Source organism: Flavobacterium sp. GT3R68, from assembly GCF_007109225.1.
In the GTDB taxonomy this organism is placed as follows: domain Bacteria; phylum Bacteroidota; class Bacteroidia; order Flavobacteriales; family Flavobacteriaceae; genus Flavobacterium.
On record NZ_VJZK01000004.1, the window covers coordinates 168,182 to 194,617 of the forward strand.

Genomic DNA, 26,436 nt, shown 5'->3' on the forward strand with positions numbered 1-26,436 from the left:
AAATAAGGTATAATAAGTTATAAGTCAAAACAGAACAGGAAAAGACACTGCTGTTATACTTAAAACATTAAAATAACAATAAAGATGGCAATTATAATCACGGACGAATGTATTAATTGCGGGGCTTGCGAACCGGAATGCCCGAATACAGCAATATACGAAGGAGCTGACGACTGGAGGTATAAAGATGGTACAAGATTATCCGGAAAGGTAATTTTACCCAATGGCACCGAAGTGGACGCTGAGGATGCACAAACGCCGATTTCCGATGATATCTATTATATCGTACCGGGAAAATGTACCGAATGTAAAGGTTTCCATGAAGAGCCACAATGTGCTGCAGTTTGTCCGGTAGACTGTTGTATACCGGATTCGGATCATGTGGAAAGCGACGAGACATTATTAAACAGACAGGCATTTTTGCATAACGAATAGGTTTAGTAAAAACATGAAATAAAAAAAATCCTGAACATATCGTTCAGGATTTTTTATTGGTATTTAAGACTACTTATTAGTTTTTAATAACATTATAAGTCGTAACGGTTACTTTATCGGTTTTGTCATCATAAGTTTCTAAAACCAGATTCCCATTGGCATCAAAATAACCAAATGACGTATTGTTTTTTGTTTTATAAATATAGTTGTTGTTGGATGTTCTTCTTAAGATAGCAGCTTTTTTTCCGCTTGGGGAGAACATAGTATAACCGGTTTTATCTACCGCTACCTGATATTTTCCACCATTATAATTATAATAAGCGGAGCGGTCAACATCAATTACTCTGGTAACCCCATTCGCAGTAACTGCAGTAGTGGCGGTAACCTGAACCGGGGTTTCTTTCATGTCTTTATTCAACACTTTAGAATCCGCATCCTGCAACTCAATATTCTGAACTTCTTTAATTTCCTCTTTTTTCACCAATTTTTTTTCACCTTCGGAATCCTTAACAGTGGTGGTGGTGGTTTTAACTTCTGTTTTCACATTTTGATTTTGCGCCTGAATGTTTAATGTTAATAAAAATGCAGACATTCCTAGAATTATCGTTTTCATATATTTAATTTTTAGGATTAGTATATTACAAATATAAAGCCAAAATGTTAAAATGACTACTAAAAATTATTAAAATTATTCTAAAATTACTTATAATTTAAAATTTTACACAAAAGAATCAATTTGTTACATAATTCACACATGCCTTTTCAGAGATGAAATGAAAAAAAAATCCTGATTACATTAACGCAATCAGGATTTATAAATTTTTAAAATAATAAGTTAGAAATTAAATCCAAGTCTGGCGTAATAATAAGCACCGCTGAAACCCATCTGCACAGCGTCCCAGTATCCTCCCGCTTCTGTATCACCAACTTCATCTTGTTGATCCGGATAGATATTGAATAGGTTATTGCTACCAAGGCTTAATTTTAAATTTTTAGTCAATTTATAACCTACTGTTACATCGGTAATAGTTTTCGCGTTATAAACATCATCTTCGCCGGAGTAGTCAACTAAAACCACTTTGCTAAAACGTGTAAACGCTAAACCTGCATCAAATTTATTTTTTGCATAAGTGAAATTCAATCCAAATTTACTTTCCGGGGCAGAAGCCAATAAAAATGCTTTTTCACGATCGCCAAAGAAAGTCTGTTCGTCTAAAGAGCCATTTTTTACATCTGTGATTTCCATTTTGTTAATGTTACCTACAAATGTGGCACCGAATCTTGAATCACCAAATGATTTCTTCCAGGCTAAAACTAAATCCACGCCCGTGGTTTCAGTATCTACACCATTGGTAAAGAATTGGGCTTCTGAAACACCAATGTTTAGTGCTGATGCATCAAAATAACCTGTCAAAACAATACGATCTTTTACATTGATTATATAACCATCTACTGTAGCGGTAAAGCTTCCAAAAGTAGCTGTAACACCTAAAGATGCATTGACTGCTTTCTCCTCATTGAGTTTTTGAATACCAAAAGCTCTGGTAACCGGGCTGTTATTTGGGGAAAGCACCACTTCAGTTGCTCCACTGCTGTTAAAATTGGTGAATTTCAAATTATAATAAATTTGTGCCAATGACGGGGCTCTGAAACCAGTGCTGACAGATCCTCTGAAATTAATATTATTAGTGGCTTTTAGTCTGGCTGCTAATTTCCCATTAAGTGTACTTCCAAAATCACTGTAATTTTCAAAACGTGCTGCTGTACTTACTAAGAAACTATCTGTGATGTCAAATTCAGCATCTGCATATAACGATAAATTGGTACGGCTTTGATTTACTTCATTAGCCGGGCTATATCCAGGAAAACCTTGAGAACCTCCTGGTCTTGGCTCTCCGGTTACAGGATCTATGGGAGCAGATTGCGTATTAGGATCAGTAATAACCATTCCATTAGTATCATACGTTGCATAAGAACCTTCTTCTCCGGCAAAAATGATAAAGTTTTCGGTTCTGAATTCTGCTCCAAAAGCAAGATTCATTCCGTTCAATACGGAACTGTAATTTTTAGAAAAATCAAAATTGGTAGTGTTTTGGCTTAAACTGTGTCCACCAGCATCAAATTCTGTTGGCGAGGCATCTTCCAAAGAAGCATTGATGGTTCCTTTAATATAGTAATGGAAAAGGTTACTCCCAAAAGTATTGCTCATGTCAATTTTCCACCCGTTAGCGGTTTTTGTTCTAAATCCTGCAGCAAATGAATTGTCAATAATGTTTGAAGTAATTCTTGGTGTATAACCTCCGGGATAAATAGACTCTACAACTCTTTCTCCATCATTTCTGGTAAAGGCATAAGCATCAGTGTCTCTGTAATTTCTACCTCCAAAGGCATAGAATTCTGTGTTTGTAGTAACCGGAATAGCCATATTAGCCATTACGTTAAAGCCTACAATTGAAGCTTCTCCAAAGCCTTTTCTGAAATCATACCCTGGACGTAACGTTTTGTTTTTACTAAGATATTCGGTTGTGATATTGGCATAACCACCTTTATCACCAATAGCCACACCGTAATTAAACGCTGCTTTTACGGAACCACCATCAAAGTCCCTGTCTTTTCCAATAGAATTCCCGTTTCCATTTGGGTCTAAATAAGCCCCGTCAGTATTTGGTGTTCCAGGCAGAAAATCGCCTTTTGCTTTAGCATTGTAAACGCCATAGGTTATAGCTCCTGTTACTTCATTTATATTATCATTCAGAACAATATTAATCACTCCCGCGATTGCGTCAGAACCATATTGGGCGGCTGCACCATCCCGTAAAATTTCAATTCTTTTAATGGCACTTGCAGGAATGGCATTTAAATCGGTTCCGGTATTTCCTCTTCCACGAGTTCCAAAAAGATTTACCAAAGACGATTGGTGTCTTCTTTTTCCGTTGATTAAAACCAAAGTCTGGTCAGGTCCTAAACCTCTTAGAGAAGCAGGGTCTACGTGATCCGCACCGTCTGAACCCGATTGTTTATTGGCATTAAAGGATGGGGCTATATATTGAAGTAATTCATTAATTTCAATTTTACCACTTTGTGTAGTTACATCTTTTACGTTTATAATATCAATAGGAACTGCCGAATTCACGACCGTTCTTTTCGTATTCCTTGAACCTACGATTTGGACTTCTTTTAATTCTTGTCCTGCCAATAACGTCACATTTATCACAGAAGCATCAGTTGTGTTTTTTTCTACATTCGAATATCCTATATAGGAATAAACTAAAGTAGCATTTTCTTTTACCTTGATTTTGTATGCTCCATCTAAATCAGTCGCAGTTCCGTTGGACGTTCCTTTCTCGACCACATTCACACCGATTAATGGTGCTCCGGAATTATCGATTACAACACCGCGGACTTCTTTTTGAGCAAAAAGAATGGTAATGTTGAGTAAAAAAAACATTAATGTGAATTTTTTCATAATAAAATATTAGTTTGTTTTGAGTTAGTTAAATCGTTGGCAATATAATATTCTTTTAACAGCCTGTTAACAAAACATAAAAAATGTTATCAACGAGTTATCAAAAGATATAAACCTTATATTTGCACACTTTTAAAAATAATTGCCATGAAAGCAGGAATTGTAGGATTACCAAATGTCGGAAAATCAACATTATTCAATTGTTTATCGAATGCAAAAGCGCAAAGTGCCAACTTTCCTTTTTGTACTATCGAACCTAATATAGGAGTAGTAAATGTACCAGATTCCAGAATTGAAAAATTAGAGGAATTGGTTAAACCGGAGCGTGTTCAAATGGCAACGGTGGATATCGTGGATATCGCCGGATTGGTAAAAGGAGCAAGTAAAGGCGAAGGACTGGGAAACCAGTTTTTGGGTAATATCAGGGAATGTAACGCTATTATTCACGTATTGCGTTGTTTTGACAATGATAATATCGTTCACGTTGATGGGAATGTAAATCCAATCCGCGACAAAGAAACCATTGATATTGAGCTACAGCTTAAGGATTTGGAAACCATTGAAAAGCGTCTTGAAAAAGTAAAACGTGCCGCTAAAACCGGAAATAAAGAAGCACAGGCCGAAGAAGCCTTGTTAAATAGAATCAGAGAAAACCTTTTGCAGGCTAAATCAGCCAGAACAGTTATTCCTCAAAATGCTGATGAAGAAGAGTTGATGGAATCTTTCCAGTTGATCACCGCAAAACCGGTATTGTATGTTTGTAATGTCGATGAGGCTTCTGCCGTAGACGGAAACAAATATGTAGATCAGGTTCGTGAATTGGTCAAAGACGAAGACGCTGAGGTAATTGTACTTTCTGTTGGTGCTGAAGCGGATATCACCGAATTGGAAAGCTATGAAGAGCGTCAAGTGTTCTTGGAAGACATGGGATTAAAAGAGCCGGGAGCATCCGTTTTAATTCGTGCCGCTTATAAATTATTAAAACAACAGACCTATTTTACCGCTGGAGTTAAGGAAGTTCGTGCGTGGACCATCAATATCGGGTCTACTGCACCACAAGCTGCAGGCGTGATCCATACTGATTTTGAAAAAGGATTTATCCGTGCCGAAGTGATTTCTTATGAAGATTTCGTACACTACGGATCTGAGGCTAAAGCTAAAGAAGCCGGAAAATTTAAAGTAGAAGGAAAAGAATACATCGTGAAAGATGGTGATGTGATGCATTTCCGTTTTAACGTTTAATAGTTTTAAACATAAAAAATGCCTGCAAGAGTAATTTTGCAGGTTTTTTTGTGCCTCATTCCGGCTTTTCATTCCAAGATTTTTTCGTCAAATCCTTTTTTTATATAAACATAAAAGGAGCTTCTATGGTCGCTCTTTTATTTTAATAAAAAATAGGCTTTTACTTCAAAATGCTTTCCATTGCAATCCGGGGCAAAGAATTAGGAATCAATTTTCTATTTTGTATCCGAAATTTCAGTACTTTTAAATTCATCCTAATCCACCAAAAATGAAAATCATCGCTTTCGCAGGAAGTCCCAGTAAAAATTCCATCAACAAAAAATTAGCGACCTATGTTTCGCATTTGTTTCAAAACGCCACTGTTGAGGTATTGAATTTAAATGATTACGAAATTCCATTATTTACCGTCGATATCGAAAAAGAGATTGGGCATCACGAATTGGCTCAAGCATTTCTGGACAAAATCGCCGGTGCTGATTTTCTGGTAGTTTCCATGGCCGAAAACAACGGAAATTATTCGGCGGCATTCAAAAACCTGTTTGATTGGTGTTCCCGAATAAATGTGAAAGTCTTTCAGCAAAAACCGATGTTATTGATGGCGACTTCGGATGGAAAAAGAGGAGGAGCGACGGTTCTTGAAATTGCCAAAAATGCATTTCCGCGGTATGGAGCCGATATAAAAGCGACTTTTTCACTGCCACTTTTCAATGAAAATTTTGACGTTCCAAATATGAAAATTTCCAATCCGGAATTGGACCAGGAAATCAAAAAAATCGTTTCAGAGCTTTAATTTCCTACATTTTTCGTCGTTTTTCTTGTCAATATTTTATTGATAACTTTCGCTTGTAGTGCTTTTATTTTTTGGCAGGATACACTACATTAGCAACAAATCGATAAATTTTACCATGTCCGATCAAAATCATTATACCGAAGATAACATTCGTTCACTCGATTGGAAAGAACACATCCGAATGCGTCCCGGAATGTATATCGGGAAATTGGGTGATGGTTCCTCCCCGGACGATGGTATCTATATTTTATTAAAGGAAGTACTCGACAACTGTATCGATGAATTCGTTATGGGCGCCGGGAAGAACATCGAAGTAACCATCAAGGACAAAACGGTGACGGTACGCGATTATGGCCGTGGAATTCCGTTAGGGAAAGTCGTGGATGTAGTTTCGAAAATGAATACCGGTGGTAAATACGATTCGCTTGCCTTTAAAAAATCCGTGGGTCTTAATGGTGTCGGTACCAAAGCAGTAAATGCTTTATCGAATTATTTCAGGGTGGAATCTGTTCGGGAGGACAAACAGAAAGCTGCTGAGTTTTCAGCCGGAAATCTGGTTCTGGAAGAAGATATTATTGAAACCACCAAACGGAAAGGGACGAAAGTAACTTTTACTCCCGATGAAGCGATATTCAAAAATTACAAATTCAGAAATGAGTATGTAATCAAGATGCTGAAGAATTATTGCTATCTGAATACCGGATTATCCATCATTTATAACGGAGAGAAATTCTATTCGGACAATGGTCTGAAAGATTTGTTGGATGAAAATATCTCGGAAGAGGACATGGTGTATCCAATTATCCATCTTTTGGGAGAAGATATAGAAATTGCCATAACACACAGTAAATCCCAATATAGCGAAGAATATCATTCCTTTGTTAACGGTCAGAATACCACTCAGGGCGGAACGCATTTAGTTGCATTTCGCGAAGCGTTGGTAAAAACAATCCGGGAATTTTATAACAAAGGATTTGAACCTTCCGATATTCGGAAATCGATTGTAAGTGCCGTCAGTATTAAGGTTATGGAACCGGTTTTCGAATCGCAGACCAAAACCAAATTAGGTTCTACCGATATGGGTTCTGATCCCGGAATGCCTTCCGTACGGACTTTCGTCAATGATTTCATCAAAAATAAATTAGATAATTACCTGCATAAAAACCCGGAGGTCGCCGACTTGCTGTTGCGTAAAATACTTCAGGCCGAAAGAGAACGTAAAGAACTCTCCGGAATCCGGAAACTGGCCAAGGACCGTGCGAAAAAATCCAGTCTGCACAATAAGAAACTGCGTGACTGCCGCGTTCATTTACCGGATATTAAAAATCCAAGGTATCTGGAAAGTACTCTTTTCATTACCGAGGGAGATTCCGCTTCCGGTTCCATTACCAAATCCCGTGATGTGAATACACAGGCGGTTTTCAGTTTGCGTGGAAAGCCCTTGAACTCGTACGGAATGAGCAAGAAAATTGTTTATGAAAACGAGGAATTCAACCTGCTTCAGGCGGCACTGAATATCGAGGAAGCCATGGAAGATTTGCGTTATAACAATATCGTTATTGCAACGGATGCCGATGTCGATGGAATGCACATTCGTTTGCTTTTAATTACATTCTTTTTGCAATTTTTCCCGGAACTAATCAAAGAAGGTCATCTGTATATTTTGCAGACGCCTCTTTTTAGGGTTCGGAACAAAAAAGAAACCATTTACTGTTATTCGGACCAGGAGCGAAGAGATGCGATTGAAAAATTAAAACCAAAACCCGAAATCACCCGATTTAAAGGATTGGGAGAGATTTCACCAGATGAGTTTAAGAATTTTATTGGAGAAACCATTCGTTTGGATCCGATTATGATGGATAAAAATACTTCGATTGAACAGTTATTGTCTTTCTATATGGGTAAAAATACGCCGGACAGACAAGAGTTTATTATTAATAATTTGAAGGTAGAGTTGGATACGGTTGAGAATATTTAAAGAGTTTAAAGTTATTTAACTTTAAATAATAGTACCAAGATATAATGAACGAAGACGAAGAAAATATAAACCCCGAAGACCAGAATGAAGCAAACTCTTTTGATGAAAATCAAGCAGAGATAAAACCTTCTGAAGGCCGCCATTTTTACGATAATAACGAGGAAGACAGTCATGATACAATTACGAAAGTAACCGGCATGTATAAGGACTGGTTTCTGGATTATGCATCCTATGTAATTCTGGAGCGTGCTGTTCCTGCCATTGAAGACGGTTTCAAACCTGTTCAGCGCAGAATCATGCACTCTTTGAAGGAATTGGACGATGGCCGTTATAATAAAGTTGCCAATGTCGTAGGTCACACCATGCAATATCATCCGCACGGAGATCAGAGTATTGGTGATGCAATGGTGCAGATTGGCCAAAAGGAATTACTCATTGACTGTCAGGGAAACTGGGGTAACATTCTCACAGGAGATGGGGCTGCAGCTTCGCGTTATATTGAAGCCAGATTATCCAAATTTGCTTTGGAAGTCATTTACAGCCCAAAAATTACGGATTGGGGTGTTTCATATGATGGAAGAAGGGCAGAACCAAATAATCTTCCTGTAAAATTCCCGTTGCTTTTGGCACAGGGAGCCGAAGGTATTGCAGTTGGTCTTTCCACCAAAGTACTGCCGCACAATTTTAACGAACTGATTGACGCCTCGATAAAAATCCTGAAAGGGAAACCGTTCACCATCTTTCCCGATTTCATGACTGCGGGTATTGCCGACGTATCCAATTATAATGACGGAATGCGTGGCGGAAGAATCCGTGTGCGTGCGAAAATCGCGCAGTTGGATAAAAATACATTGGTGATTACCCAAATTCCATTTTCTACCAATACTACGACTTTGATTGACAGTATTTTGAAAGCGAACGAAAAAGGGAAAATAAAAATCAAGAAAATTGAGGACAATACGGCCGCGGAAGTAGAAATTCTAATCCATTTGTATCCTGGTGTTTCCCCTGATAAAACAATCGATGCCCTTTTTGCTTTTACTGGTTGTGAGACTTCGGTAGCGCCATTGGGATGTGTGATTCAGGACAACAAGCCGCTTTTTGTTGGCGTTACGGATATGTTGAAAATTTCGACTGAGAGAACCGTGGGCTTACTTAAGAGTGAACTCGAAATACAACTCTCCGAACTCGAAGAGCAATGGCATTTCCTTTCATTGGAAAGAATTTTTATCGAAAAGAAAGTATACCGTCTTATTGAAGAGGAAACCACCAAAGAAGGTGTGATTTCTGCTATCGATGAAGGTTTGAAACCACATATTAAACATTTAAAAAGAGCAGTTACCGAAGAAGATATTTTACGCCTGACGGAAATCCGGATTATGCGTATCTCAAAATTCGATAGTAATAAAGCCCAAGATAAGATTGAAGCGCTGGAAGGTGATATCGAACAGGTAAAACACGATTTGGCACATTTAATTGATTTTGCCATTGCTTATTTTACCAAATTAAAAGAGAAGTACGGAAAAGGAAGGGAACGCCAGACCGAACTGCGTATTTTTGATGATATCGAAGCAACGAAAGTAGTTTTGCGTAACACCAAATTGTACGTAAACAGGGAAGAAGGTTTTATCGGAACCAGCCTGAAAAAAGACGAATATGTGACCGATTGTTCGGATATTGACGATGTAATAGTGTTTCTGCGCAACGGTACGATGATGGTCTGTAAAGTAGATGACAAGAAATTTATCGGAAAAGATATTATCCATGTGGATATTTTCGACAAAAATGATAAACGAACGGTGTATAATATGATTTACCGTGATGGAAAATCAGGACCTTCTTATATTAAGCGATTCCATGTTTCGGGAGTTACCCGTGATAAAGCGTATGATCTGACCAATGAAACCGCTGGTTCACAAGTGTTGTATTTTTCACATAATCCAAATGGAGAAGCAGAAGTGATTACCATTTTACTGCGTCAGATCGGAAGTGTCAAGAAACTGAAATTCGACATTGATTTTGCAAGTTTGGGCATTAAAGGCAGAAGTTCGAAAGGGAATCTCGTGACAAAATACCCAATCAAGAAAATTGAACTGAAAGAAAAAGGGATTTCGACATTGCTTCCGAGAAAAATTTGGTTTGATGATACCGTACAACGTCTGAACGTGGATGGAAGAGGAGAACTATTAGGCGAATTCAGGCCTAACGATAAAATACTGATTATTCAGCAATCCGGAAAACTGAAAGTCATTACTCCGGAACTGACGACGCATTTTGATGAAGACATGGTTGTTTTGGAAAAATGGGTTCCTAAAAAACCGGTTTCTGCGATTTATTTTGATGGGGAAAAGGAACGTTATTATATCAAACGTTTCCTCATTGAAAATGAAAACAAGGACGAAATTTTTATCACCGAGCATCCTAATTCCCAATTAGAAATTGTAGCTACTGATTATCGACCTATGGCAGAATTGGTGTTCAGCAAAGTGAAAGGCGTTCAAAAAGAAAATCTGACTGTTGATATAGAAAACTTTATCTCTGTGAAGGGATTAAAAGCATTAGGGAATCAATTAACGACCGATAAACTTAAACAGGTAAATCTGTTGGAACCATTGCCTTATGTACCACCGATAGAAGAAATCCCTGAAGAAATGGAAGTTCTGGATGAAACAGATATGGGCGGAGAAAATATAAGCCTCGAGGATGATGGCCAGATTACGCTGACTTTAGAATAAAAAAAACCCCGAATCTTTAAAGAATTCGGGGTTTTTATTATATATTATTTTTGTGCTGCTGCTTCTCTTTCTGCTTTCTTTTTCTTTTCAGCATCAAGAATTGCACCAGTTCCTGCTCCAAGTCCGGCTCCGGCCAAACCGCCAATTACGGCTCCGGTACCACGATCTTTTTTATTGATAACAGCACCAGTTACGGCTCCGACACCCGCACCAATCACTGCACCTTTAGCAGCGCCACTCCATCCTTTTTTCTTTTGGGCAGCAGTAACAGGAGCTGCTGGAGCTGCTGAAGCTGAGTGGTGAACGATAACTTTTTGCGGACGCTGATTATCCATAATCGTCTGCATAGAATCTATGCTTTTCTGTTTTGCGAGCTCCACTTGTTGTTGCTCAATCACTACATTCATGGAATCAATAGTAGCTTGTTTGGAGTTTTCTGTAACTCCTGCTTCGTTTCCAGTATTTTTACAGGAAATCAGAAGAATGGATGATGTTAAAATAAATACTATCTTTTTCATAATCGTTGATTTAAGTTTTTATAAAGATAAAAAACAAATAGTTATCTGCATAATCATTTGTATTTTAATGATATTTGCAAATAGTATGCCAAATAATTTTTTTCCCGTCAAGTGCCGGAATACGTGACCTTTGGCATAATAAAAGTCACCCAATTAAGTGGTATTTGGTTGAAATATTTTTATTTGGCTTTATTTTTCTTCATTTTCATGTTCAGAACTTCCACCAGTAGTGAGAAAGAAATCGCAAAATATAGATATCCTTTTGAAACCGGTGTCACATGATTTCCGAAAATGGCGGCATCAGCTAAATGGGCACTTTCTGTTATCAACATGAATCCAATTAAGAGTAAAAATGAGAGTCCCAGTATTTGAATCGATGGGTGTTTATTTACAAAACTTCCAACAGGAACAGCAAACTGCATCATAATCAGGACCGAAATTACTACGGCAGCAACCATTATATACAAAGCACCATCCACACCGTTTGTCATTCCAACAGCAGTAAGAATACTGTCAAACGAGAAAACCAAATCGATTATTATAATTTGAAAAATAACGTTTCCAAAAGTTTTGGTTGCAGCTTTTCCCAATTGTTTTTCTTCTTCGCCTCTCTCGTCCACTTTTTCTCTGATTTCATTGGTACTTTTATATAAAAGAAAAAGTCCTCCAAGGAGAAGAATAATGCTTTGGCCGCTAACCTGAGCTTGTAGCCAGCTCCAATTAATACTGAATAATGGTTCTTTCATTGCAATCAGGTATGAAATTCCCATCAGAAGTACGATTCTCATGAACATAGCTAAAAACATTCCTATTTTGGTGGCTCTTTTACGTTTTTCAGCAGGTAATTTTCCAGTTGCAATCGATATAAAAATAATATTATCAATTCCCAGGACAATTTCAAGAAAAGTTAATGTTAATAAGGCAATCCACGCATCGGCATTTAAAAATACTTCCATTCTGTTTAATTTGAGTTATAATTTATATTGGCTGTACTATTGAAAATATTAGATTTTTTGGGCAATCCCTTTTTGTTTTTGATCGCTTCCCACAATTCCATATTCAAAGGTATATGAATTTTCTGAAGTGGTCAAAATTTTAATGCCAATTGCTTTTTTTTCAGCCATATTTTTGGGATGCAGTTTCTGCACGATATATTCGCAGTCATTTACCCATCGGATGGAGGCCGTATCAGTTTTACCTTCATAGGTCTCGATTTGGATATTTTCGGATCTTTCAAAAACTGATGTTTTTTTTACACCATCAATTTCCTGTACAAATTCAAATTTCCCTGTTTTAAAATCGGTGCAGTTGCGTTGTTGGTTATAGCAGGAAGTAAGTAATATCAGAACGAAAAGCAATACTGTTTTTTTCATTTTAACTTGTTTAATTCGTCGTCAGTAAAATTTTTAATCGTTTTTTCTTTCGAAAATTTATCAGCATTATAATTAGCGGATTTGTTTTTGGGAATAGACAAACTCTCCCAATCCCCTTTTTTAAGCAATTTTGCGTAAAATACAATCTGTCCTACGTGATAAGGATAATGTGCCAATTGCCTGTTGATCGAATCGGCAACCGAATGGCCTTCATTGCGAATGTAAATGATATCCGAAAGCTGTTCCGGCTGCAAGGAGTTGATGGCATTAAAACAACAATCCCAACCTTCATTCCATTTCTTCAGAAGTTCTGCTTTATCATTGATGTCATTTTCAAACTCACTGTCTCGGTTGCGCCATTCTTTTTCACCGTCCGTTGTCAGGAAATCCGTCCACCGTGAAAGCATGTTTCCGGACAAATGCTTGATAATGGTCGCAATACTGTTGGTGTCTTCATTCAGAGAAATGAAAAGTTGCTCCGGTACCAATTGGTCCATCGCTTTTTCGCCTATGGTTTTGTAATAAAGGAACTGTTTTTTTACGCTTTCAAGATATTGACTGTTGATTTCCATAATTATTGAATTTTGATGTCATACTTTTCCAAAAGTCCCTGAATACCAACGGTTGAAAATTTTGCTTTTTTCATCGGATTGAATTCGGGATCGATCTTATAATTATAGGCTGTCAAAAAATTGACTTCCTTGAGTTGGGTATCATTAAAAATAGCTCCCGCCAGATTACAGTTTTCGAAAATAGAATGGGAAAGATTGGTTCCGATAAAAGTGACTTCTTTCAGTGAACTGCTGACAAATTTCGTTTTAAGCATTTTTTTATTGGCAAAAGAAGAATAATCCAGAATACATTCTTCAAAATCCACATGAAACAGGAAATCATCGCAAGTATGGAAGTGTATGCCAAGGAGTTTACAATTTTTGAATTGTACGGTTTTTAAACTGCTATTGTTCAGCTTGGTCATGGACAGATTACAATCTATAAAATCACAATCGATAAAAGTATTATATCCAAAATCGCTGTTAGAAAAGTCGCAGTTCTTGAAAATGCAGCCCTCAAACTCACGGTTATTGATTTTTTTATCAATAGCGATGACTTTCTCGAAAGTCTGATGAATGTTGATCAGGTTTTCCATTAGTGTCCGAACAGGCTTTTCATTATTGTTTTCAATCCCAGAAATAAAAGGGTCATTGCCCCTATGCAAATCAAAATTCCGAAACCTAAAATTAACGGAAATATAGGCTGCAGTTTATTGATCAATGCAAAATGGATTACTGTTGGGCCAATGAAGATACAAGGCAAGGCCCATGCAATGAATTTTATTCCTTTGTTTAATATTTCTTTATTGGTATGCATCGATTATTTTTAAAAAGTTAATGCTACTCCAATAGCATTTTTATTAGAGACAAAATTTATTTTTTCAACAGTAAAGGTTGTGGGTTTTTCTAACAGATTATAGTCTTTTACAACTGTTTTTATTTTTTTTGAGTAACCAATTTTTACTGGGATTGCTATAATAATTGATGCAATACTCACATAGGTTAAAGCTGTTGGATATCCAGATTCAGTACTTGCTGCAATAAGAAAATCAGTTGCAAGCAAAGCGAATCCTCCATATAACATAACACTTCCAACCGTTTTTTTAGTTCTACCCGTATTATAATAGTTTAATAATCCAGGTTGTTTTGCTAATAATTCACGGACCTCAGTTGGGGACATTTTTTGGTTTTTTGAGTCAAATATTCGTCCACCGTATTTGTACGTTAATTGTTGTGAAAAAGAAAATAACGAAGTGAATAAAAATAGAGTAATTAGTAATTTGGTCTTCATGTGTAATTTATGATATTTACCTGTTTTCGGCTAAATAATGATTGATAGCATTTCTTACGCTTCCGTTTTGTTCCAGTAAAGCACTTGCTTCTTCATAGGAAACCGGAATTTCGCCCATGATCATTTTTACGCCGCGATCCACTAATTTTTTATTGCTCAATTGCATGTCGACCATTTTATTGCCTTTTACTTTTCCGAGTTGGATCATTGTGGCGGTCGAAATCATATTCAAGACTAATTTTTGTGCGGTTCCGGCTTTCATGCGGGAACTTCCGGTGACGAATTCAGGGCCTACAACAACTTCAATCGGAAATTTTGCCGTTTGTGAAACCGGGCTTCCTTCATTGCAGACAATACATCCGGTAATGATATTATTTTGATTACAAGTTTCGAGGCCGCCAATAACGTAAGGTGTGGTTCCTGAGGCGGCGATGCCAATTACGACATCATTTTCATTAATATTGTGTTCCTGTAAATCAATCCAGGCTTGGGTAGCATTATCTTCGGCATTTTCTACGGCTCTTCGGATGGCTTTGTCGCCGCCGGCGATGATTCCGTTGACCAATTCGAAAGGAACACCAAAGGTTGGCGGACATTCCGAAGCATCCACGATCCCCAATCGGCCCGAGGTCCCGGCCCCGATATAAAAAAGCCTTCCGCCAAGTTTCATTTTAGCCACAATCTGCGTAATCAAAGTTTCTATCTGTGATAAAGCTCTCTCGACTGCAAAAGGAACTGTTTTATCTTCCTGATTGATATTGAATAGCAATTCGGGAACAGACATTTTTTCTAAATGTTCGTATTTGGAGGATTGTTCGGTGGTTTTGGTAAAAGTCATTTTTTTATGTCTGAGTTCAGAGTTTCAAAGTTACAAAGATTTGCTTAAATCCGGGGAATTTAGAGTCAGTTATCGGATTAACAGAACTTCAAATTTATATCATTTGCGTTGCTAATTTTTTAGCTACTTTTTGTAATATTTTTTTTCGACTGGCAGATCCGGTACCTAAATAGTAACCATACATAATAACTTTCCCTTTGCGATCGATGACACTCAATCTGAAACTTCTATATCCATTTTCATCTTTAGAGTATCGGTATTGTAACGCAATTGAATAAATTGAATTTACATCCGTTACATTGAATGCTTTTTCGAGGTCTTTATTTTTAGAATCATTTAGTTGGTCTGTATATTGTACCAGGTTTGAAGCAGCGGTTGCAGAAACCACATTAAACCCTTCTTGTGCTAAAAGATAATTTAACTCCTTTACTGTTCCAATTGCATCATCTTTATTACCGATTGATAATGTTGTTTGTTTGGTAAAATGCTCGCCGGACATAACTTTTAATCTAAGGCCACAAGATGTTAAGAACAAAAGAGATAATGCGAGTATTGAAATTTTCAATCTGGTTTTCATAATTTTTTTAAATATTTTTTTGCTGCGTGAGGGATTGAAACGGAAATCCTTTTATCATGTAGCGTTAGCGAAATGCAAAAGATTGTAGTGAATAGCCCTTTCGCCGGGGCGAACACGCCCAAATTTAAAATTACATAATATACGCCAGTACAATTCCGAAAATAATCATCGAGACTTTGGCAATGTTGAATTTGTGTCCCTCGCTGCTTTCAAAAATGATCGTGGAGGCGATATGAAACAGAATACCGATGACAATAGCGGTAATTTCGGTGTAATAGTCATTGAGAACGGGCATATAATCCGAAATCAAAGTTCCAAGAGGCGTCATCACCGCAAATGTCACCATAAACAGGAAAATGGCGGTCTTGCTCAATTGGGCATTGACAAAAAAGGTCGTCAGGATAATGGCAATAGGGAAATGGTGTATCGCAATTCCCCAGGCGAGGTCATGGTGGTGATTCACCGGAAAGCCTTCCAATAGCGCGTGAATGCACAGACTGGTGAAAAGCAACCATGGAATATGGAACATTTTTTCGTGGCCGTGAACGTGTCCGTGTTCGGCTCCTTTGGAGAAAAACTCGAGGATAATCTGGAATAAAATCCCGATCATGATAAAGATCCCGACTTTCGGATTATGGGTGTCATAGACCTCCGGCAGCAGATGCATTACCGTCAGGGAAAGTAAAAAGGAACCGCTGAACGCCAATAACAGTTTCAGGTTTTTCTTGGCTTCCGGTTTTAGGAAAAGCGCAAAAGAATAACCCAGTAAAACTGAAAGTAACGGTAATAATAGCGGTAATAATTTGTTCATTATTTGAAAATCATGATTAGTCTTTCGCTTTCGGTCTTGTGGAATTTTCTCAATTTATAATCCCCAAAAATATCCAATAAAAAGATATCGGACTGTTCCATCATCGTTTCAAAATCCTGAAGTCTTAATGCCTGCACTTTTTCTGTGAAATGGAATTTCTGGCCCTGGTCTTCAAAATCAATTTCCTTAAAAATATGATTGTCTTTTACATAGCGTTTGATGTGAAAGTCAATATTATCAACAGTTTTCACTTCTTCGGGAACTAAATTGGCAATAACGCGATCGACATTCATAAAGTCAATGACTGCAAAACCATATTCGGTAAGGCTTTCCTTCATTGCTTTTAAAGTGGTCAGGTTGTCGTCGTCATTTTCAAAATATCCAAAACTGGTAAACAGGTTGAAAATAGCATCATATTTCTCATCAAAAGGCAAACGCATATCGTGCTCCTGAAAATGAAGGGTCTTGTTTTCTGATTTTTTAGCGGCAGCAATACTGTTGGCAGATAAATCGGCTCCGGTTACATCAAATCCCAATTGATTCAGATAAATGGCATGACGTCCTTTTCCGCAAGCCAAATCCAGGATTTTAGCTTCTTCCGGCAAATTCAGATAATGTACGATATTGTCCATAAATAATTGGGCTTCATCGTAATCACGGTCTTTATATAGGATGTGGTAATAAGGGCTGTCGAACCAAGAGGCGAACCAGTTATTGACTTCTTTTTGCATTTTTAAAGTTTACAGTTAACGGTTTACAGTTTTTAGTTTAGTTCAATTCTCTGTGCTAAATACTGAAACAGTGCAAATTTAGTGTATTTTTGCACCGAATACTTGATTTTACGATGGAAAATAATTTTAAAATGGTTGCCAAAACCTTTTTTGGTTTTGAAGAAATATTAGCGAAAGAGTTAGAGATGTTGGGCGCACAAGACGTCGAGCCAGGAGTGAGGATGGTGAGTTTTAAAGGAGATAAAGGGTTTATGTACAAAGCGAATCTGGCTTTGCGTACCGCTTTGAAAATCCTGAAGCCGATTTATTTCTTCAAAGCAACAAACGAACAGGCTTTGTATAAAGGGATTTCTGGCATTAACTGGTCTAAATTGTTAAATGCGAACCAGACTTTTGTGATTGATACTACAGTCCATTCGGAATATTTTAACCACTCTGAATTTGTTTCCCAAAAATGTAAAGATGCCATAGTCGATCAGTTCCGTGAGCGAACAGGTCAGCGTCCAAGTGTTGACAAGGCTTTTCCGGATTTTAGAATCAATATTCATATCGATAAAGACCAGGTTTCAGTAGCATTGGATACTTCCGGAAATTCGTTGCACCAACGTGGATACAGAACCGCTACCAATATTGCACCTATAAATGAAGTTTTGGCTGCAGGGATTTTACTGCTTTCCGGTTGGGATGGCGAAACCGATTTTCTGGATCCGATGTGTGGAAGTGGTACTTTTTTAGCGGAAGCTGCGATGATTGCCTGCAATATTCCGGCAAATATCAACCGCAAGGAATTTGCTTTCGAAAAATGGAATGATTGGGACAATGATTTGTTTGATACCATTTTGGATTCCCTGATGAAAAAAGTGCGTGAATTCCACCATACGATTAAAGGATACGATAAAGCACCAAGTGCCGTAAACAAAGCCAAAGACAATATCAAAAATGCCAATCTGGATGAATATATTAAGATCGACGAAAAGAACTTTTTTGATACAGAGAAAACATCGGACGGAAAATTGCATATCGTTTTCAATCCACCCTATGATGAACGTTTGGACATTCATATGGAAGAATTCTACAAAAACATTGGCGATACCTTAAAGAAAAATTATCCAGGAACCAATGCCTGGTTCATTACTGCAAATCTGGAAGCCTTGAAATATGTTGGATTGAAACCTTCCAGAAAAATAAAGCTTTTCAATGCCAGTCTGGAAGCCCGTTTGGTGAAATACGAAATGTATGAGGGAAGCAAGAGAACGAAGTTTCAGACCGATAATAATTCATCTGCAGAATAATAAAAATTTTATATAATGAGCAAGTTACAACTAAGAGCCTTCATTTATCAATTATTGTGTTTCGCCATTTTATTCATTGGAATACGCTATCTGGTAGACAAATATTCTAATTTAACCGGTATTTGGATCCCTGTTACTGCTTTTGTAGTGGGCACTTTGTTGTCTCCCAAATTTCAGGCGGTGAAAACCAAAGACGGCGAGCGATTGTTTATGAAATGGATTTTTATGAAAGGAATTAAGGTTTTAAAATAATTTTTTTTCGAGCATAAAAAACCGCAATGAATTCAAAGTAGTTTTGTTTTCATTGCGGTTTTGTTTTAGAATATCTTTTTTACTTCTTGGCTTCGGCCTTCTTTTCTTCTACTTTTTTTGGAGCGATTTTCTTTTTGTAAATAGGTAAAAAGTACGAAACAGTATAATTAAATCCTACCCCAAAATCACCATTATAGGTTCTGTTAAATCCGGGAATGTATAAGTTATCAAAGTTTTCCGGTTTTTTATTCGAAACCAATCGGTTTAATCGCATACTGAAACCCACATAAATATTATTAAATACTTCGGCTTTTACTCCGGCAACGACTTCCACCCATTGTGCTGATAATCCATCGTATTTTTGTCCCGAAAGAATAGTGGCAGTTTCGCCAAAATACTGACTGGTATTGTAAATCTTGTAGCTGTTCAGGGTCTGACTAAACGTACTGACTCCATAGCGCAAGCCGATGTAAATCATGTTTTCCATATCCAGCCAGTTTTCATACCCGTTGTAATCAAACCCTGCTTTGAAGTAGGATCCATTAGTAGTGAAATTTAGCCTGTCGTCATCGGTTGTTTTGTTTTCATTACCCAATTCAGCTGCCAGATAATAATTTTTGGCCAAACGGTAATCACCGACAAATTCCAAACCTTTATAATCTTCTTCATATATCGAACGGGCAATTTTAGACAAATCGATACCCACACGAACACCATAACGCTCCGTTTTCGGTGGAATGCTATCTTTCTTATTTTCCTGTTTGACAGTTGATTTCTGGTTAGGAATAGTGCCGACCACTTTATTTCTTTTGGTAAGGCTGTCGGTCTTCGTTATCTCTTGCGAATGCGCCAAAAATGACAGCAGCACAATCAATACACTAAAAGTAAATCTTGATGTGTGTGTCATTTTCGTTTTCGATATTAGAAGTTTCAACAGTTATATTTTGAATCCAAAATCCATTTGTGCCTGGCGTTTTGGTGTAAGGCGTTGTGGGATCAAGAGTAAAAATAGTTTTAAAACCACAGGCTCTTGAGATAAAAATATTTTGTCTGGCATAATTAAATTGAAGGCCATCTTCGTTGACTATAAGTGGGTCGACACTGTTACTGTTAATTGTAAAACTGAAGTTGGTAACGTCTTCCGTAGTTTTTAACGGAACCTGTATTTTACTCACTCCGTTGAATAATAAAAAGGGAGTTATGTCTACGTCTTTAACTTTCAGATTGGTGACATTTTTTAGAACCGTTGGATTTAAAGCATCATAAAACTCAATGATAAGCCTTGGAGTTGTCGAAGTGGCGGCATCGCAAATATCATCTTTCTCACAACCGGAAAAAGACACTGCTACGACCAATACTATTAAAAATATTTTTTTCATTGTTTAAATTTAAAATAGTTTTATCGTTTCTCCAAAAGTACTACATTTTCCACATGATGCGTTTGCGGAAACATATCTACCGGACGCACGCGTGTTACTTTGTATTTTTCGTCCATCAACGCTAAGTCTCTTGCCTGTGTAGCCGAATTACAACTCACATACACCACTTTCTCAGGTGCGATTTTCATGATTTGCTCAATTACGTCCTTGTGCATTCCGTCTCTTGGTGGATCGGTAATAATCACATCCGGATGTCCGTGTTGTGCTATGAAACTTTCGTTGAAAACAACTTTCATATCACCGACAAAGAATTCACAATTGGTAATTTCATTGCGTTTGGCGTTCTCTTTTGCATCCGCAATCGCTTCCGGTACGCTTTCTACACCAATCACTTTTCTGGCTTTTTTGGAAACGAACTGCGCAATAGTTCCCGTTCCGGTATACAAGTCATAAACGATTTCATTTCCGGTCAAACCGGCAAAATCGCGTGTGATTTTGTATAATTCATATGCCTGGTCCGAATTGGTCTGGTAAAAAGATTTTGCATTAATGCTGAATTTCAAACCTTCCATTTCTTCCAAAATGTAATCCCGGCCTTTGTATAATTTGATATCGGTATCGTATAAAGTGTCGTTGGCTTTGTTGTTTATCACATACTGCAAAGAAGTGATTTGTGGGAACATCTCAAAAAGATGATCCAAAATCAATTCCCTGTTGGCTTTATCATTCTCAAAAAACTGAATCAGCACCATGATTTCTCCGGTGGAAGCCGTACGTAACATCAGTGTTCTCAATAAACCTTCATGCGCTCTAGGGTTGAAGAAGGTCAAACCATTTTTGATGGCAAAGTCTCTTACTTCATTTCTGATGGCATTCGATGGGTCTTCCTGTAAGTGACATTTGGTGATATCCAGGATTTTATCCCACATTTTCGGAATATGAAATCCTAACGCATCCCTGTTTCCTAAATCTTCTGTACTTCCGATTTCCTGTTCGGTCAACCAACGGCTGTTCGAAAAAGAAAATTCCATTTTATTTCTGTAGAAAAACTGTTTTTCGGAACCTAAAATCGGCTCAAATTCAGGAAGTTCTACCTTTCCGATACGTTGCAAATGATTCAGCACTTCGTTTTGTTTGTAAAACAACTGCTGACTGTATTTCATGTTTTGCCATTTGCACCCGCCGCAAACGCCAAAATGCTGGCAAATTGGTTCAATTCGGTGTTCTGAATATTCGTGGAATTTAGTGGCTTTTCCTTCATAAAACGATTTACGCTTTTTGAAAGTCTGAACATCCACCACATCTCCTGGAACTACATTGGGAATGAAGATTACTTTTCCGTCTGGGGCTTTTGCAACCGAAACGCCTTTTGCACCTGCATCAAGGACTTTTATATGATCAAAAACGATCTTGTCTGTATTTTTCTTTGCCATAGCGCAAAAATAAGCGTTTGAATGGTTTTATAAATTCAAATTGGGAAATATTTTTTAAAAACGCAATCGATTTGTTATTGGGGCTCATTTTACTTGGAAAGTATTTATAATTTTAATTCCTTTATTAAGGATTTCGTCTTTGTTAATATCCGCGGGAATGACCAGATGGGTTGGGATGAATTTTTCTCGTGGGGTTCCGTTAAGATGAAATAACTTCTCGATTGAAATGGGATAACCAAAAGGAAGATTCTTAAAACCAAATCCGTTCATCGCTCCGGCTAATTATTCCATTTTGGTGCCCACAATTTCGGCTCTTTTCATACCTTCAAAAAAAATTAATCTAACAGGTACTCGAAAAACAACACCAAATCTTCATCGGTATTAATGTTTTCAATCTTTCCTTTAAAATTTGCCCGGATACAATTTAAGTCGACATTTTTATCCTTTAAGTAAATATAGTTTTGTTCCAGATCTGAAATTATTTCATTCAGGCTTTCATTAATCTGCTCCTTGGAAAAGGCTACTGCTTCTTCTTTTTGGCTTAAAGCCGAAAAATGGAAGAACATATTTTACTCATTAATGATGTTTCAGTTTTTCATTCATTACTGACAAACATACTGATTTTCATGACTGATAAAAATGAAATTCAAAATCCATTTTTTATCTTTTAACTTAAAAATGGCACATTGTCAACACGTTGTTTTAGGTAAAAAGCAGTAAATTTGAGTCAACACAAAAAAATCACGTCATGAAAAGAAACGCAACCGCAGTTTGGAAAGGTTCACTGAAAGAAGGAACCGGCCAGTTGACCACACAAAGCACGACTTTACAGAATACCCAATATTCTTTTAAATCAAGATTTGAAGAAGGGGTGGGGACAAATCCCGAGGAATTAATCGCCGCAGCGCATGCCGGATGTTTCACGATGCAGCTTGGTGCCTACATTAGCGAGGCTGGTTTTGAGGTCGAAAGCATTGAAACCAAATGCGACATCGATTTGGTTGATAAAATCATTGTCACATCACAATTGACCTTAACCGCAAAAGTTAAAGGCATTACCAATGATGAGTTTCAGACATTAGTCACCAAAGCTGAAAAAAATTGTATAATATCGAAAGTATTGAACACCGCCATTTCGACTGATGCTACTCTGGCCGATGCGGCCTTAGTATAGTAAGTTTAATTTTCAATAAAAGCCAAATTATCATTCAATTATCACAAATTATCAGAATATTGTCTAATTTTGCGGGCGTAGGATGATTTCTCTCCATAAGAAGGAATTGGATTTTGAAAATTAAAATAATTTCGCAATGTCAGTTTTAGAAAAAACAAGTTCTGAAAGCATAATCGCTTTAGAAAATAAATACGGTGCACATAATTATCACCCGCTTCCTGTTGTTTTAAGCAGAGGAGAAGGAGTTTATGTTTGGGATGTCGACGGGAAAAAATATTATGATTTCCTTTCTGCATATTCAGCAGTAAATCAGGGACATTGTCACCCGAAAATTGTTGGCGCGATGATGCAACAGGCTCAGACGCTAACTTTGACTTCACGTGCCTTTTTTAATGACCAATTAGGACCTTATGAACAGTTTGTAACCAAATATTTTGGTTTTGACAAAGTTTTACCAATGAATACAGGAGCTGAAGCTGTAGAAACGGCTATCAAATTGTGTAGAAAATGGGCTTATGAAGTAAAAGGAATAGATGAGCATGAAGCGCAGATCATTGTTTGCGAAAATAACTTCCACGGAAGAACGACAACGATTATTTCATTTTCGAACGATGAAAATGCGCGTAAAAATTTCGGTCCGTATACTGCGGGATTTATTAAAATCGCGTATGATGATCTGGATGCATTGGAAAATGTACTGAAATCAACCAAAAATATTGCAGGTTTCTTAGTGGAACCAATTCAGGGAGAAGCAGGAGTTTATGTTCCTTCTGAAGGATATCTGGCGAAAGCCAAAGCATTATGTGAAAAATACAATGCCTTATTCATTGCTGATGAAGTACAGACCGGAATCGCAAGAACCGGAAAGTTATTGGCTGTACACCACGAAAATGTGCAACCTGATATTTTGATTTTAGGGAAAGCCATATCCGGAGGTGTTTACCCGGTATCCGCAGTTTTAGCCAATGATGCGATTATGAATGTCATCAAACCTGGCCAGCACGGTTCTACTTTTGGAGGAAATCCGGTAGCTGCTGCTGTAGCTGTAGCCGCACTGCAAGTGGTGGAAGATGAAAAATTAGCAGAAAACGCAACTTATCTTGGGAATCTTTTCAGAGAAAAATTAAATGAGTTTATCCCGACCTCAAATGTTGCTACTTTGGTAAGAGGAAAAGGACTTTTAAATGCTATCGTTATCAACGATACTGAAGAAAGTGACACAGCTTGGAAAATCTGTATGGCATTACGCGATAATGGACTTTTAGCCAAACCAACGCATGGTAATATCATTCGTTTTGCTCCGCCTTTGGTTATGACTGAAGGGCAATTGCTGGATTGTGTTTCTATTATTATAAAAACGCTAAAGCCATTCGAAAAATAAAACTGCGATTAAATTATAAAAAAAGTCCCGAGAAATCGGGACTTTTTTATTTATGCTTCTTCTTGCTTTTGATGTTCAATTTTTTCCTGCAGATTTTCCAACATGTCTTTCATGCCTTCTTCGCCCACTACGGTATAAAGATAAACGGTAAAAAGCAGGTATATGGAACTCAAGACAATTCCTATGATGGCTAAAATTTTTCCAATATTCAGGTTTTGATAATTTGAATATAATTCTGGTTCTGCGCGATACAATTTCATGTCCTTACCGGCAAGCACCAATGCAATAATCCCAAAAACCAGCCCGACAATCCCATAGCAGCAACAAGTCAGAATAGAACAGATTCCTAAAATGAGTACCGCAGTTGCATTGGGTAAATTTCTTTTTTCCATAATTTAAAATAATTTTTTAATAGTTAGTCATTTTGTAAAAGTAAGAAATTATCATGATAATTGCATTTGCAATTGCCAAACCAATAATTATTTTGTGGTAACTTCTGGATTTGTCGATAATATGCAGTCCTAAAAAAAGAAGTAAAAAAAGCAGTGTATAAATAGCAGGGAACATGTGGAATGCGCCACTGAAATCTCCTTTTAAAAGAAGCATCAAAGCACGTTGTGTGCCACAGCCTAAACAGTCAACTCCAAATAGTTTTTTATTCAGACACGGAATCATGTATTTTTCGATAGCCACAGAAATTGATTTAAAGTACAATTTTACAAAAAAAATATTCATTCCTTATTAGTATCTTTATATTTTTAAGTTTCTTACTTTTGATAACTGATACCTGAAAATATGAAAAAGTTCGTAATTCCTTTAATGATTGGGGCTATAGCACTCGCTTTATATGAGCAGACAAAAGCCGATAAAAATGTATTTGTATTGGTTATCGCCTTCGCTATATTTATGTATGGAATGATGCAACTCAGCGTAAAAACTCCTAGTAAAAACCAAGATAAAGAAGAGGAAGATGTTCAATAAAGGGGATAAGGTTTCGGTACTTGATGAAGCAGTCAACGGTATCGTTTTGTCAGTTCAAAATAATGAAGCAACCATAGAAACCGAAGATGGTTTCGTGATGCAATACCGTTTTAATGAGCTTATTAAAACCAACAACACCAGTGATTTAAATAGCAGTGTACAAAGTTTTAATTTAAATCAGATTAAAAAAGAAAAAGAGGAGCCCAAAGCCCGAAGTTTCTTGAAAGAAAAGAAATCAAAACACGAGATTCCCGCTCCGGAATTTGATTTGCATATCGAAAAACTCGTTCCTAATTCCAGGGGAATGAGTAATTATGATATCTTGACTTTGCAATCCGATACAGCCAAAAGACATATCGAATTTGCTATCCGGAACCGTATCCCGAAAATCGTTTTTATTCATGGTGTTGGTGAAGGGGTTTTAAAAGCAGAGCTGGATTTTTTATTTGGCCGCTATGATAATATCGCTTTTCAGGATGCCAATTACCAAAAATATGGCCTCGGGGCGACAGAAGTTTTTATCCGTCAAAATGTAAAATAAAAAAAAATTAAATGCTGTAATCCGTATTTGAGTTTTTTTATTATAAATGAAGTTTTAAATCGAAGTCACATAATTTCCAAAAACATAAGTTTCGTATACAAATGAATTATCGCTATTCGAAAATGTAACGTTTTTGAAAACAATATGGTGGTTATAACCTAGCAATACTTGCGTATCAGGATTGACTATTTGGGTGGTTGTTATTTCTATAATACCGCTTACACCTTCCACTCCTTGAGATGCATTCCATTCGTCCGAAACTATAGGGTCTGCCGGAGGAACCGAAGAACAAAAATAACTTTCCGTTACTGTTCTGCTGAAAAGTCTGTATATGACGTGATTTTCACTGTTTATCAATAGGGAAACAGGCTGGTCCGCCGGAGTTACGTCATTCGAAAACGATGACAGTGGGATTTCCAAAATCAGTGCCTCATTGCTTTTGATCTTAAAAAACAAACCGTTATTTTCTGAGCAGTCATTCACCGGGGCGGTGGTATCAAAATTGAAATTTTTCAAATTAATATCGCCATCATCACAACTATGGAAAATAAATGCACATACCAATAAACCTAAAAATCGTTTCATCCGTTATCATATTTGTAACAAAAATAGAATTTTTAATTTGTTCCTGATGCATTTCGGACCCAAAAACAAAATTTAAGAGCAG

At 37.2% G+C, this 26,436-nt stretch carries 31 protein-coding genes; 11 read left to right on the forward strand and 20 right to left on the reverse strand.

The window, feature by feature from the left end:
- The first annotated feature begins 84 nt into the window (after nucleotides 1-84).
- Complete coding sequence (locus FNW07_RS09350; protein ID WP_126742672.1) at nucleotides 85-435, forward strand: 4Fe-4S dicluster domain-containing protein; 351 nt, start codon at nucleotides 85-87, stop codon at nucleotides 433-435.
- A 76-nt stretch (nucleotides 436-511) separates the two neighbouring features.
- Here FNW07_RS09350 and FNW07_RS09355 read toward each other — a convergent pair whose 3' ends face one another.
- Both FNW07_RS09355 and FNW07_RS09360 read right to left on the reverse strand, forming a co-directional pair.
- Nucleotides 512-1,048, reverse strand: a complete 537-nt coding sequence (locus FNW07_RS09355; protein WP_126742671.1) for a hypothetical protein — start codon at nucleotides 1,046-1,048, stop codon at nucleotides 512-514.
- A 222-nt stretch (nucleotides 1,049-1,270) separates the two neighbouring features.
- Nucleotides 1,271-3,901: a TonB-dependent receptor gene (locus tag FNW07_RS09360; RefSeq protein ID WP_126742670.1), complete on the reverse strand. Its 2,631-nt coding sequence runs from the start codon at nucleotides 3,899-3,901 to the stop codon at nucleotides 1,271-1,273.
- Between the two features lie 147 nt (nucleotides 3,902-4,048).
- Between FNW07_RS09360 and ychF the strand changes: the two genes are divergently transcribed.
- From ychF to FNW07_RS09380, 4 genes are all read left to right on the forward strand, one after another.
- Nucleotides 4,049-5,143 carry a redox-regulated ATPase YchF gene (gene ychF / locus FNW07_RS09365; protein WP_126742669.1) on the forward strand — a complete coding sequence of 365 codons (1,095 nt, stop codon included), beginning with the start codon at nucleotides 4,049-4,051 and terminating at the stop codon, nucleotides 5,141-5,143.
- Nucleotides 5,144-5,411: 268 nt separating this feature from the next.
- Entirely contained in the window at nucleotides 5,412-5,933 is a 522-nt protein-coding gene (locus FNW07_RS09370; protein ID WP_126742668.1) for an NADPH-dependent FMN reductase, read from the forward strand.
- A 115-nt stretch (nucleotides 5,934-6,048) separates the two neighbouring features.
- Nucleotides 6,049-7,911 carry a DNA topoisomerase IV subunit B gene (locus tag FNW07_RS09375; RefSeq protein ID WP_126742667.1) on the forward strand — a complete coding sequence of 621 codons (1,863 nt, stop codon included), beginning with the start codon at nucleotides 6,049-6,051 and terminating at the stop codon, nucleotides 7,909-7,911.
- Nucleotides 7,912-7,955: 44 nt separating this feature from the next.
- Entirely contained in the window at nucleotides 7,956-10,646 is a 2,691-nt protein-coding gene (locus FNW07_RS09380) for a DNA gyrase/topoisomerase IV subunit A (RefSeq protein WP_126742666.1), read from the forward strand.
- Between the two features lie 44 nt (nucleotides 10,647-10,690).
- On the opposite strand, the gene FNW07_RS09385 is transcribed toward FNW07_RS09380, so the two are convergent.
- From FNW07_RS09385 to FNW07_RS09435, 11 genes are all read right to left on the reverse strand, one after another.
- Entirely contained in the window at nucleotides 10,691-11,164 is a 474-nt protein-coding gene (locus FNW07_RS09385) for a glycine zipper family protein (RefSeq protein ID WP_126742665.1), read from the reverse strand.
- A gap of 179 nt (nucleotides 11,165-11,343) precedes the next feature.
- Nucleotides 11,344-12,120 carry a TerC family protein gene (locus FNW07_RS09390; protein WP_126742664.1) on the reverse strand — a complete coding sequence of 259 codons (777 nt, stop codon included), beginning with the start codon at nucleotides 12,118-12,120 and terminating at the stop codon, nucleotides 11,344-11,346.
- A 48-nt stretch (nucleotides 12,121-12,168) separates the two neighbouring features.
- Entirely contained in the window at nucleotides 12,169-12,537 is a 369-nt protein-coding gene (locus FNW07_RS09395; RefSeq protein WP_126742663.1) for a DNA topoisomerase IV, read from the reverse strand.
- Nucleotides 12,534-13,109, reverse strand: coding sequence for a DUF1572 family protein (locus FNW07_RS09400; RefSeq protein ID WP_126742662.1), 576 nt, complete (start codon nucleotides 13,107-13,109; stop codon nucleotides 12,534-12,536). Before FNW07_RS09400 ends, FNW07_RS09395 begins: the two co-directional genes overlap by 4 nt.
- 2 nt (nucleotides 13,110-13,111) lie before the next feature.
- Nucleotides 13,112-13,684: a pentapeptide repeat-containing protein gene (locus FNW07_RS09405; protein WP_126742661.1), complete on the reverse strand. Its 573-nt coding sequence runs from the start codon at nucleotides 13,682-13,684 to the stop codon at nucleotides 13,112-13,114.
- The gene (locus FNW07_RS09410) at nucleotides 13,684-13,905 is read right to left on the reverse strand and encodes a DUF6095 family protein (RefSeq protein WP_126742660.1); all 222 of its coding nucleotides are present in this window, start codon (nucleotides 13,903-13,905) and stop codon (nucleotides 13,684-13,686) included. Before FNW07_RS09410 ends, FNW07_RS09405 begins: the two co-directional genes overlap by 1 nt.
- Nucleotides 13,906-13,914: 9 nt before the next feature.
- Nucleotides 13,915-14,379 carry a hypothetical protein gene (locus FNW07_RS09415; protein ID WP_144265623.1) on the reverse strand — a complete coding sequence of 155 codons (465 nt, stop codon included), beginning with the start codon at nucleotides 14,377-14,379 and terminating at the stop codon, nucleotides 13,915-13,917.
- Nucleotides 14,380-14,395: 16 nt separating this feature from the next.
- On the reverse strand, nucleotides 14,396-15,217 hold the full coding sequence (gene murQ, locus FNW07_RS09420) for an N-acetylmuramic acid 6-phosphate etherase (protein WP_126742658.1): 822 nt from the start codon (nucleotides 15,215-15,217) through the stop codon (nucleotides 14,396-14,398).
- Between the two features lie 94 nt (nucleotides 15,218-15,311).
- Nucleotides 15,312-15,794 (reverse strand): hypothetical protein, encoded by a 483-nt coding sequence (locus FNW07_RS09425; protein WP_126742657.1) that lies wholly within the window; start codon nucleotides 15,792-15,794, stop codon nucleotides 15,312-15,314.
- Nucleotides 15,795-15,924: 130 nt separating this feature from the next.
- The gene (locus FNW07_RS09430) at nucleotides 15,925-16,605 is read right to left on the reverse strand and encodes a ZIP family metal transporter (protein ID WP_126742656.1); all 681 of its coding nucleotides are present in this window, start codon (nucleotides 16,603-16,605) and stop codon (nucleotides 15,925-15,927) included.
- Complete coding sequence (locus FNW07_RS09435; protein ID WP_126742655.1) at nucleotides 16,605-17,336, reverse strand: cyclopropane-fatty-acyl-phospholipid synthase family protein; 732 nt, start codon at nucleotides 17,334-17,336, stop codon at nucleotides 16,605-16,607. Before FNW07_RS09435 ends, FNW07_RS09430 begins: the two co-directional genes overlap by 1 nt.
- A gap of 113 nt (nucleotides 17,337-17,449) precedes the next feature.
- Here FNW07_RS09435 and FNW07_RS09440 point away from each other — a divergent pair, with 113 nt between their 5' ends.
- Complete coding sequence (locus FNW07_RS09440) at nucleotides 17,450-18,628, forward strand: class I SAM-dependent RNA methyltransferase (protein WP_126742654.1); 1,179 nt, start codon at nucleotides 17,450-17,452, stop codon at nucleotides 18,626-18,628.
- A gap of 15 nt (nucleotides 18,629-18,643) precedes the next feature.
- On the forward strand, nucleotides 18,644-18,880 hold the full coding sequence (locus FNW07_RS09445) for a hypothetical protein (RefSeq protein ID WP_126742653.1): 237 nt from the start codon (nucleotides 18,644-18,646) through the stop codon (nucleotides 18,878-18,880).
- Between the two features lie 79 nt (nucleotides 18,881-18,959).
- Here the strand turns inward: FNW07_RS09445 and FNW07_RS09450 are convergent, their stop codons facing one another.
- From FNW07_RS09450 to FNW07_RS09465, 4 genes are all read right to left on the reverse strand, one after another.
- The gene (locus FNW07_RS09450) at nucleotides 18,960-19,787 is read right to left on the reverse strand and encodes a DUF6048 family protein (RefSeq protein WP_126742652.1); all 828 of its coding nucleotides are present in this window, start codon (nucleotides 19,785-19,787) and stop codon (nucleotides 18,960-18,962) included.
- The gene (locus tag FNW07_RS09455) at nucleotides 19,759-20,259 is read right to left on the reverse strand and encodes a DUF6452 family protein (RefSeq protein ID WP_126742651.1); all 501 of its coding nucleotides are present in this window, start codon (nucleotides 20,257-20,259) and stop codon (nucleotides 19,759-19,761) included. Before FNW07_RS09455 ends, FNW07_RS09450 begins: the two co-directional genes overlap by 29 nt.
- 20 nt (nucleotides 20,260-20,279) lie before the next feature.
- Nucleotides 20,280-21,692 carry a 23S rRNA (uracil(1939)-C(5))-methyltransferase RlmD gene (gene rlmD / locus FNW07_RS09460; RefSeq protein WP_126742650.1) on the reverse strand — a complete coding sequence of 471 codons (1,413 nt, stop codon included), beginning with the start codon at nucleotides 21,690-21,692 and terminating at the stop codon, nucleotides 20,280-20,282.
- A gap of 335 nt (nucleotides 21,693-22,027) precedes the next feature.
- The gene (locus FNW07_RS09465; protein WP_126742648.1) at nucleotides 22,028-22,258 is read right to left on the reverse strand and encodes a hypothetical protein; all 231 of its coding nucleotides are present in this window, start codon (nucleotides 22,256-22,258) and stop codon (nucleotides 22,028-22,030) included.
- 182 nt (nucleotides 22,259-22,440) lie between these two features.
- Here FNW07_RS09465 and FNW07_RS09470 point away from each other — a divergent pair, with 182 nt between their 5' ends.
- Together FNW07_RS09470 and rocD are read left to right on the forward strand one after the other, a co-directional pair.
- Nucleotides 22,441-22,866, forward strand: a complete 426-nt coding sequence (locus FNW07_RS09470; protein WP_126742647.1) for an OsmC family peroxiredoxin — start codon at nucleotides 22,441-22,443, stop codon at nucleotides 22,864-22,866.
- 136 nt (nucleotides 22,867-23,002) lie between these two features.
- Nucleotides 23,003-24,247, forward strand: a complete 1,245-nt coding sequence (gene rocD, locus FNW07_RS09475) for an ornithine--oxo-acid transaminase (RefSeq protein WP_126742646.1) — start codon at nucleotides 23,003-23,005, stop codon at nucleotides 24,245-24,247.
- A gap of 50 nt (nucleotides 24,248-24,297) precedes the next feature.
- Here the strand turns inward: rocD and FNW07_RS09480 are convergent, their stop codons facing one another.
- Complete coding sequence (locus FNW07_RS09480; RefSeq protein WP_126742645.1) at nucleotides 24,298-24,639, reverse strand: CCC motif membrane protein; 342 nt, start codon at nucleotides 24,637-24,639, stop codon at nucleotides 24,298-24,300.
- Between the two features lie 16 nt (nucleotides 24,640-24,655).
- Nucleotides 24,656-24,940 (reverse strand): DUF2752 domain-containing protein, encoded by a 285-nt coding sequence (locus tag FNW07_RS09485; RefSeq protein ID WP_126742827.1) that lies wholly within the window; start codon nucleotides 24,938-24,940, stop codon nucleotides 24,656-24,658.
- 102 nt (nucleotides 24,941-25,042) lie between these two features.
- Between FNW07_RS09485 and FNW07_RS09490 the strand changes: the two genes are divergently transcribed.
- A complete protein-coding gene (locus tag FNW07_RS09490) occupies nucleotides 25,043-25,228 on the forward strand; it encodes a hypothetical protein (protein ID WP_126742644.1) in 186 nt (61 codons plus the stop codon).
- Nucleotides 25,218-25,769, forward strand: a complete 552-nt coding sequence (locus tag FNW07_RS09495) for a Smr/MutS family protein (RefSeq protein WP_126742643.1) — start codon at nucleotides 25,218-25,220, stop codon at nucleotides 25,767-25,769. The genes FNW07_RS09490 and FNW07_RS09495 overlap by 11 nt, the downstream gene beginning before the upstream one ends.
- Nucleotides 25,770-25,823: 54 nt before the next feature.
- Here FNW07_RS09495 and FNW07_RS09500 read toward each other — a convergent pair whose 3' ends face one another.
- Nucleotides 25,824-26,354 carry a hypothetical protein gene (locus FNW07_RS09500; RefSeq protein WP_126742642.1) on the reverse strand — a complete coding sequence of 177 codons (531 nt, stop codon included), beginning with the start codon at nucleotides 26,352-26,354 and terminating at the stop codon, nucleotides 25,824-25,826.
- Between the last annotated feature and the right edge of the window lie 82 nt (nucleotides 26,355-26,436).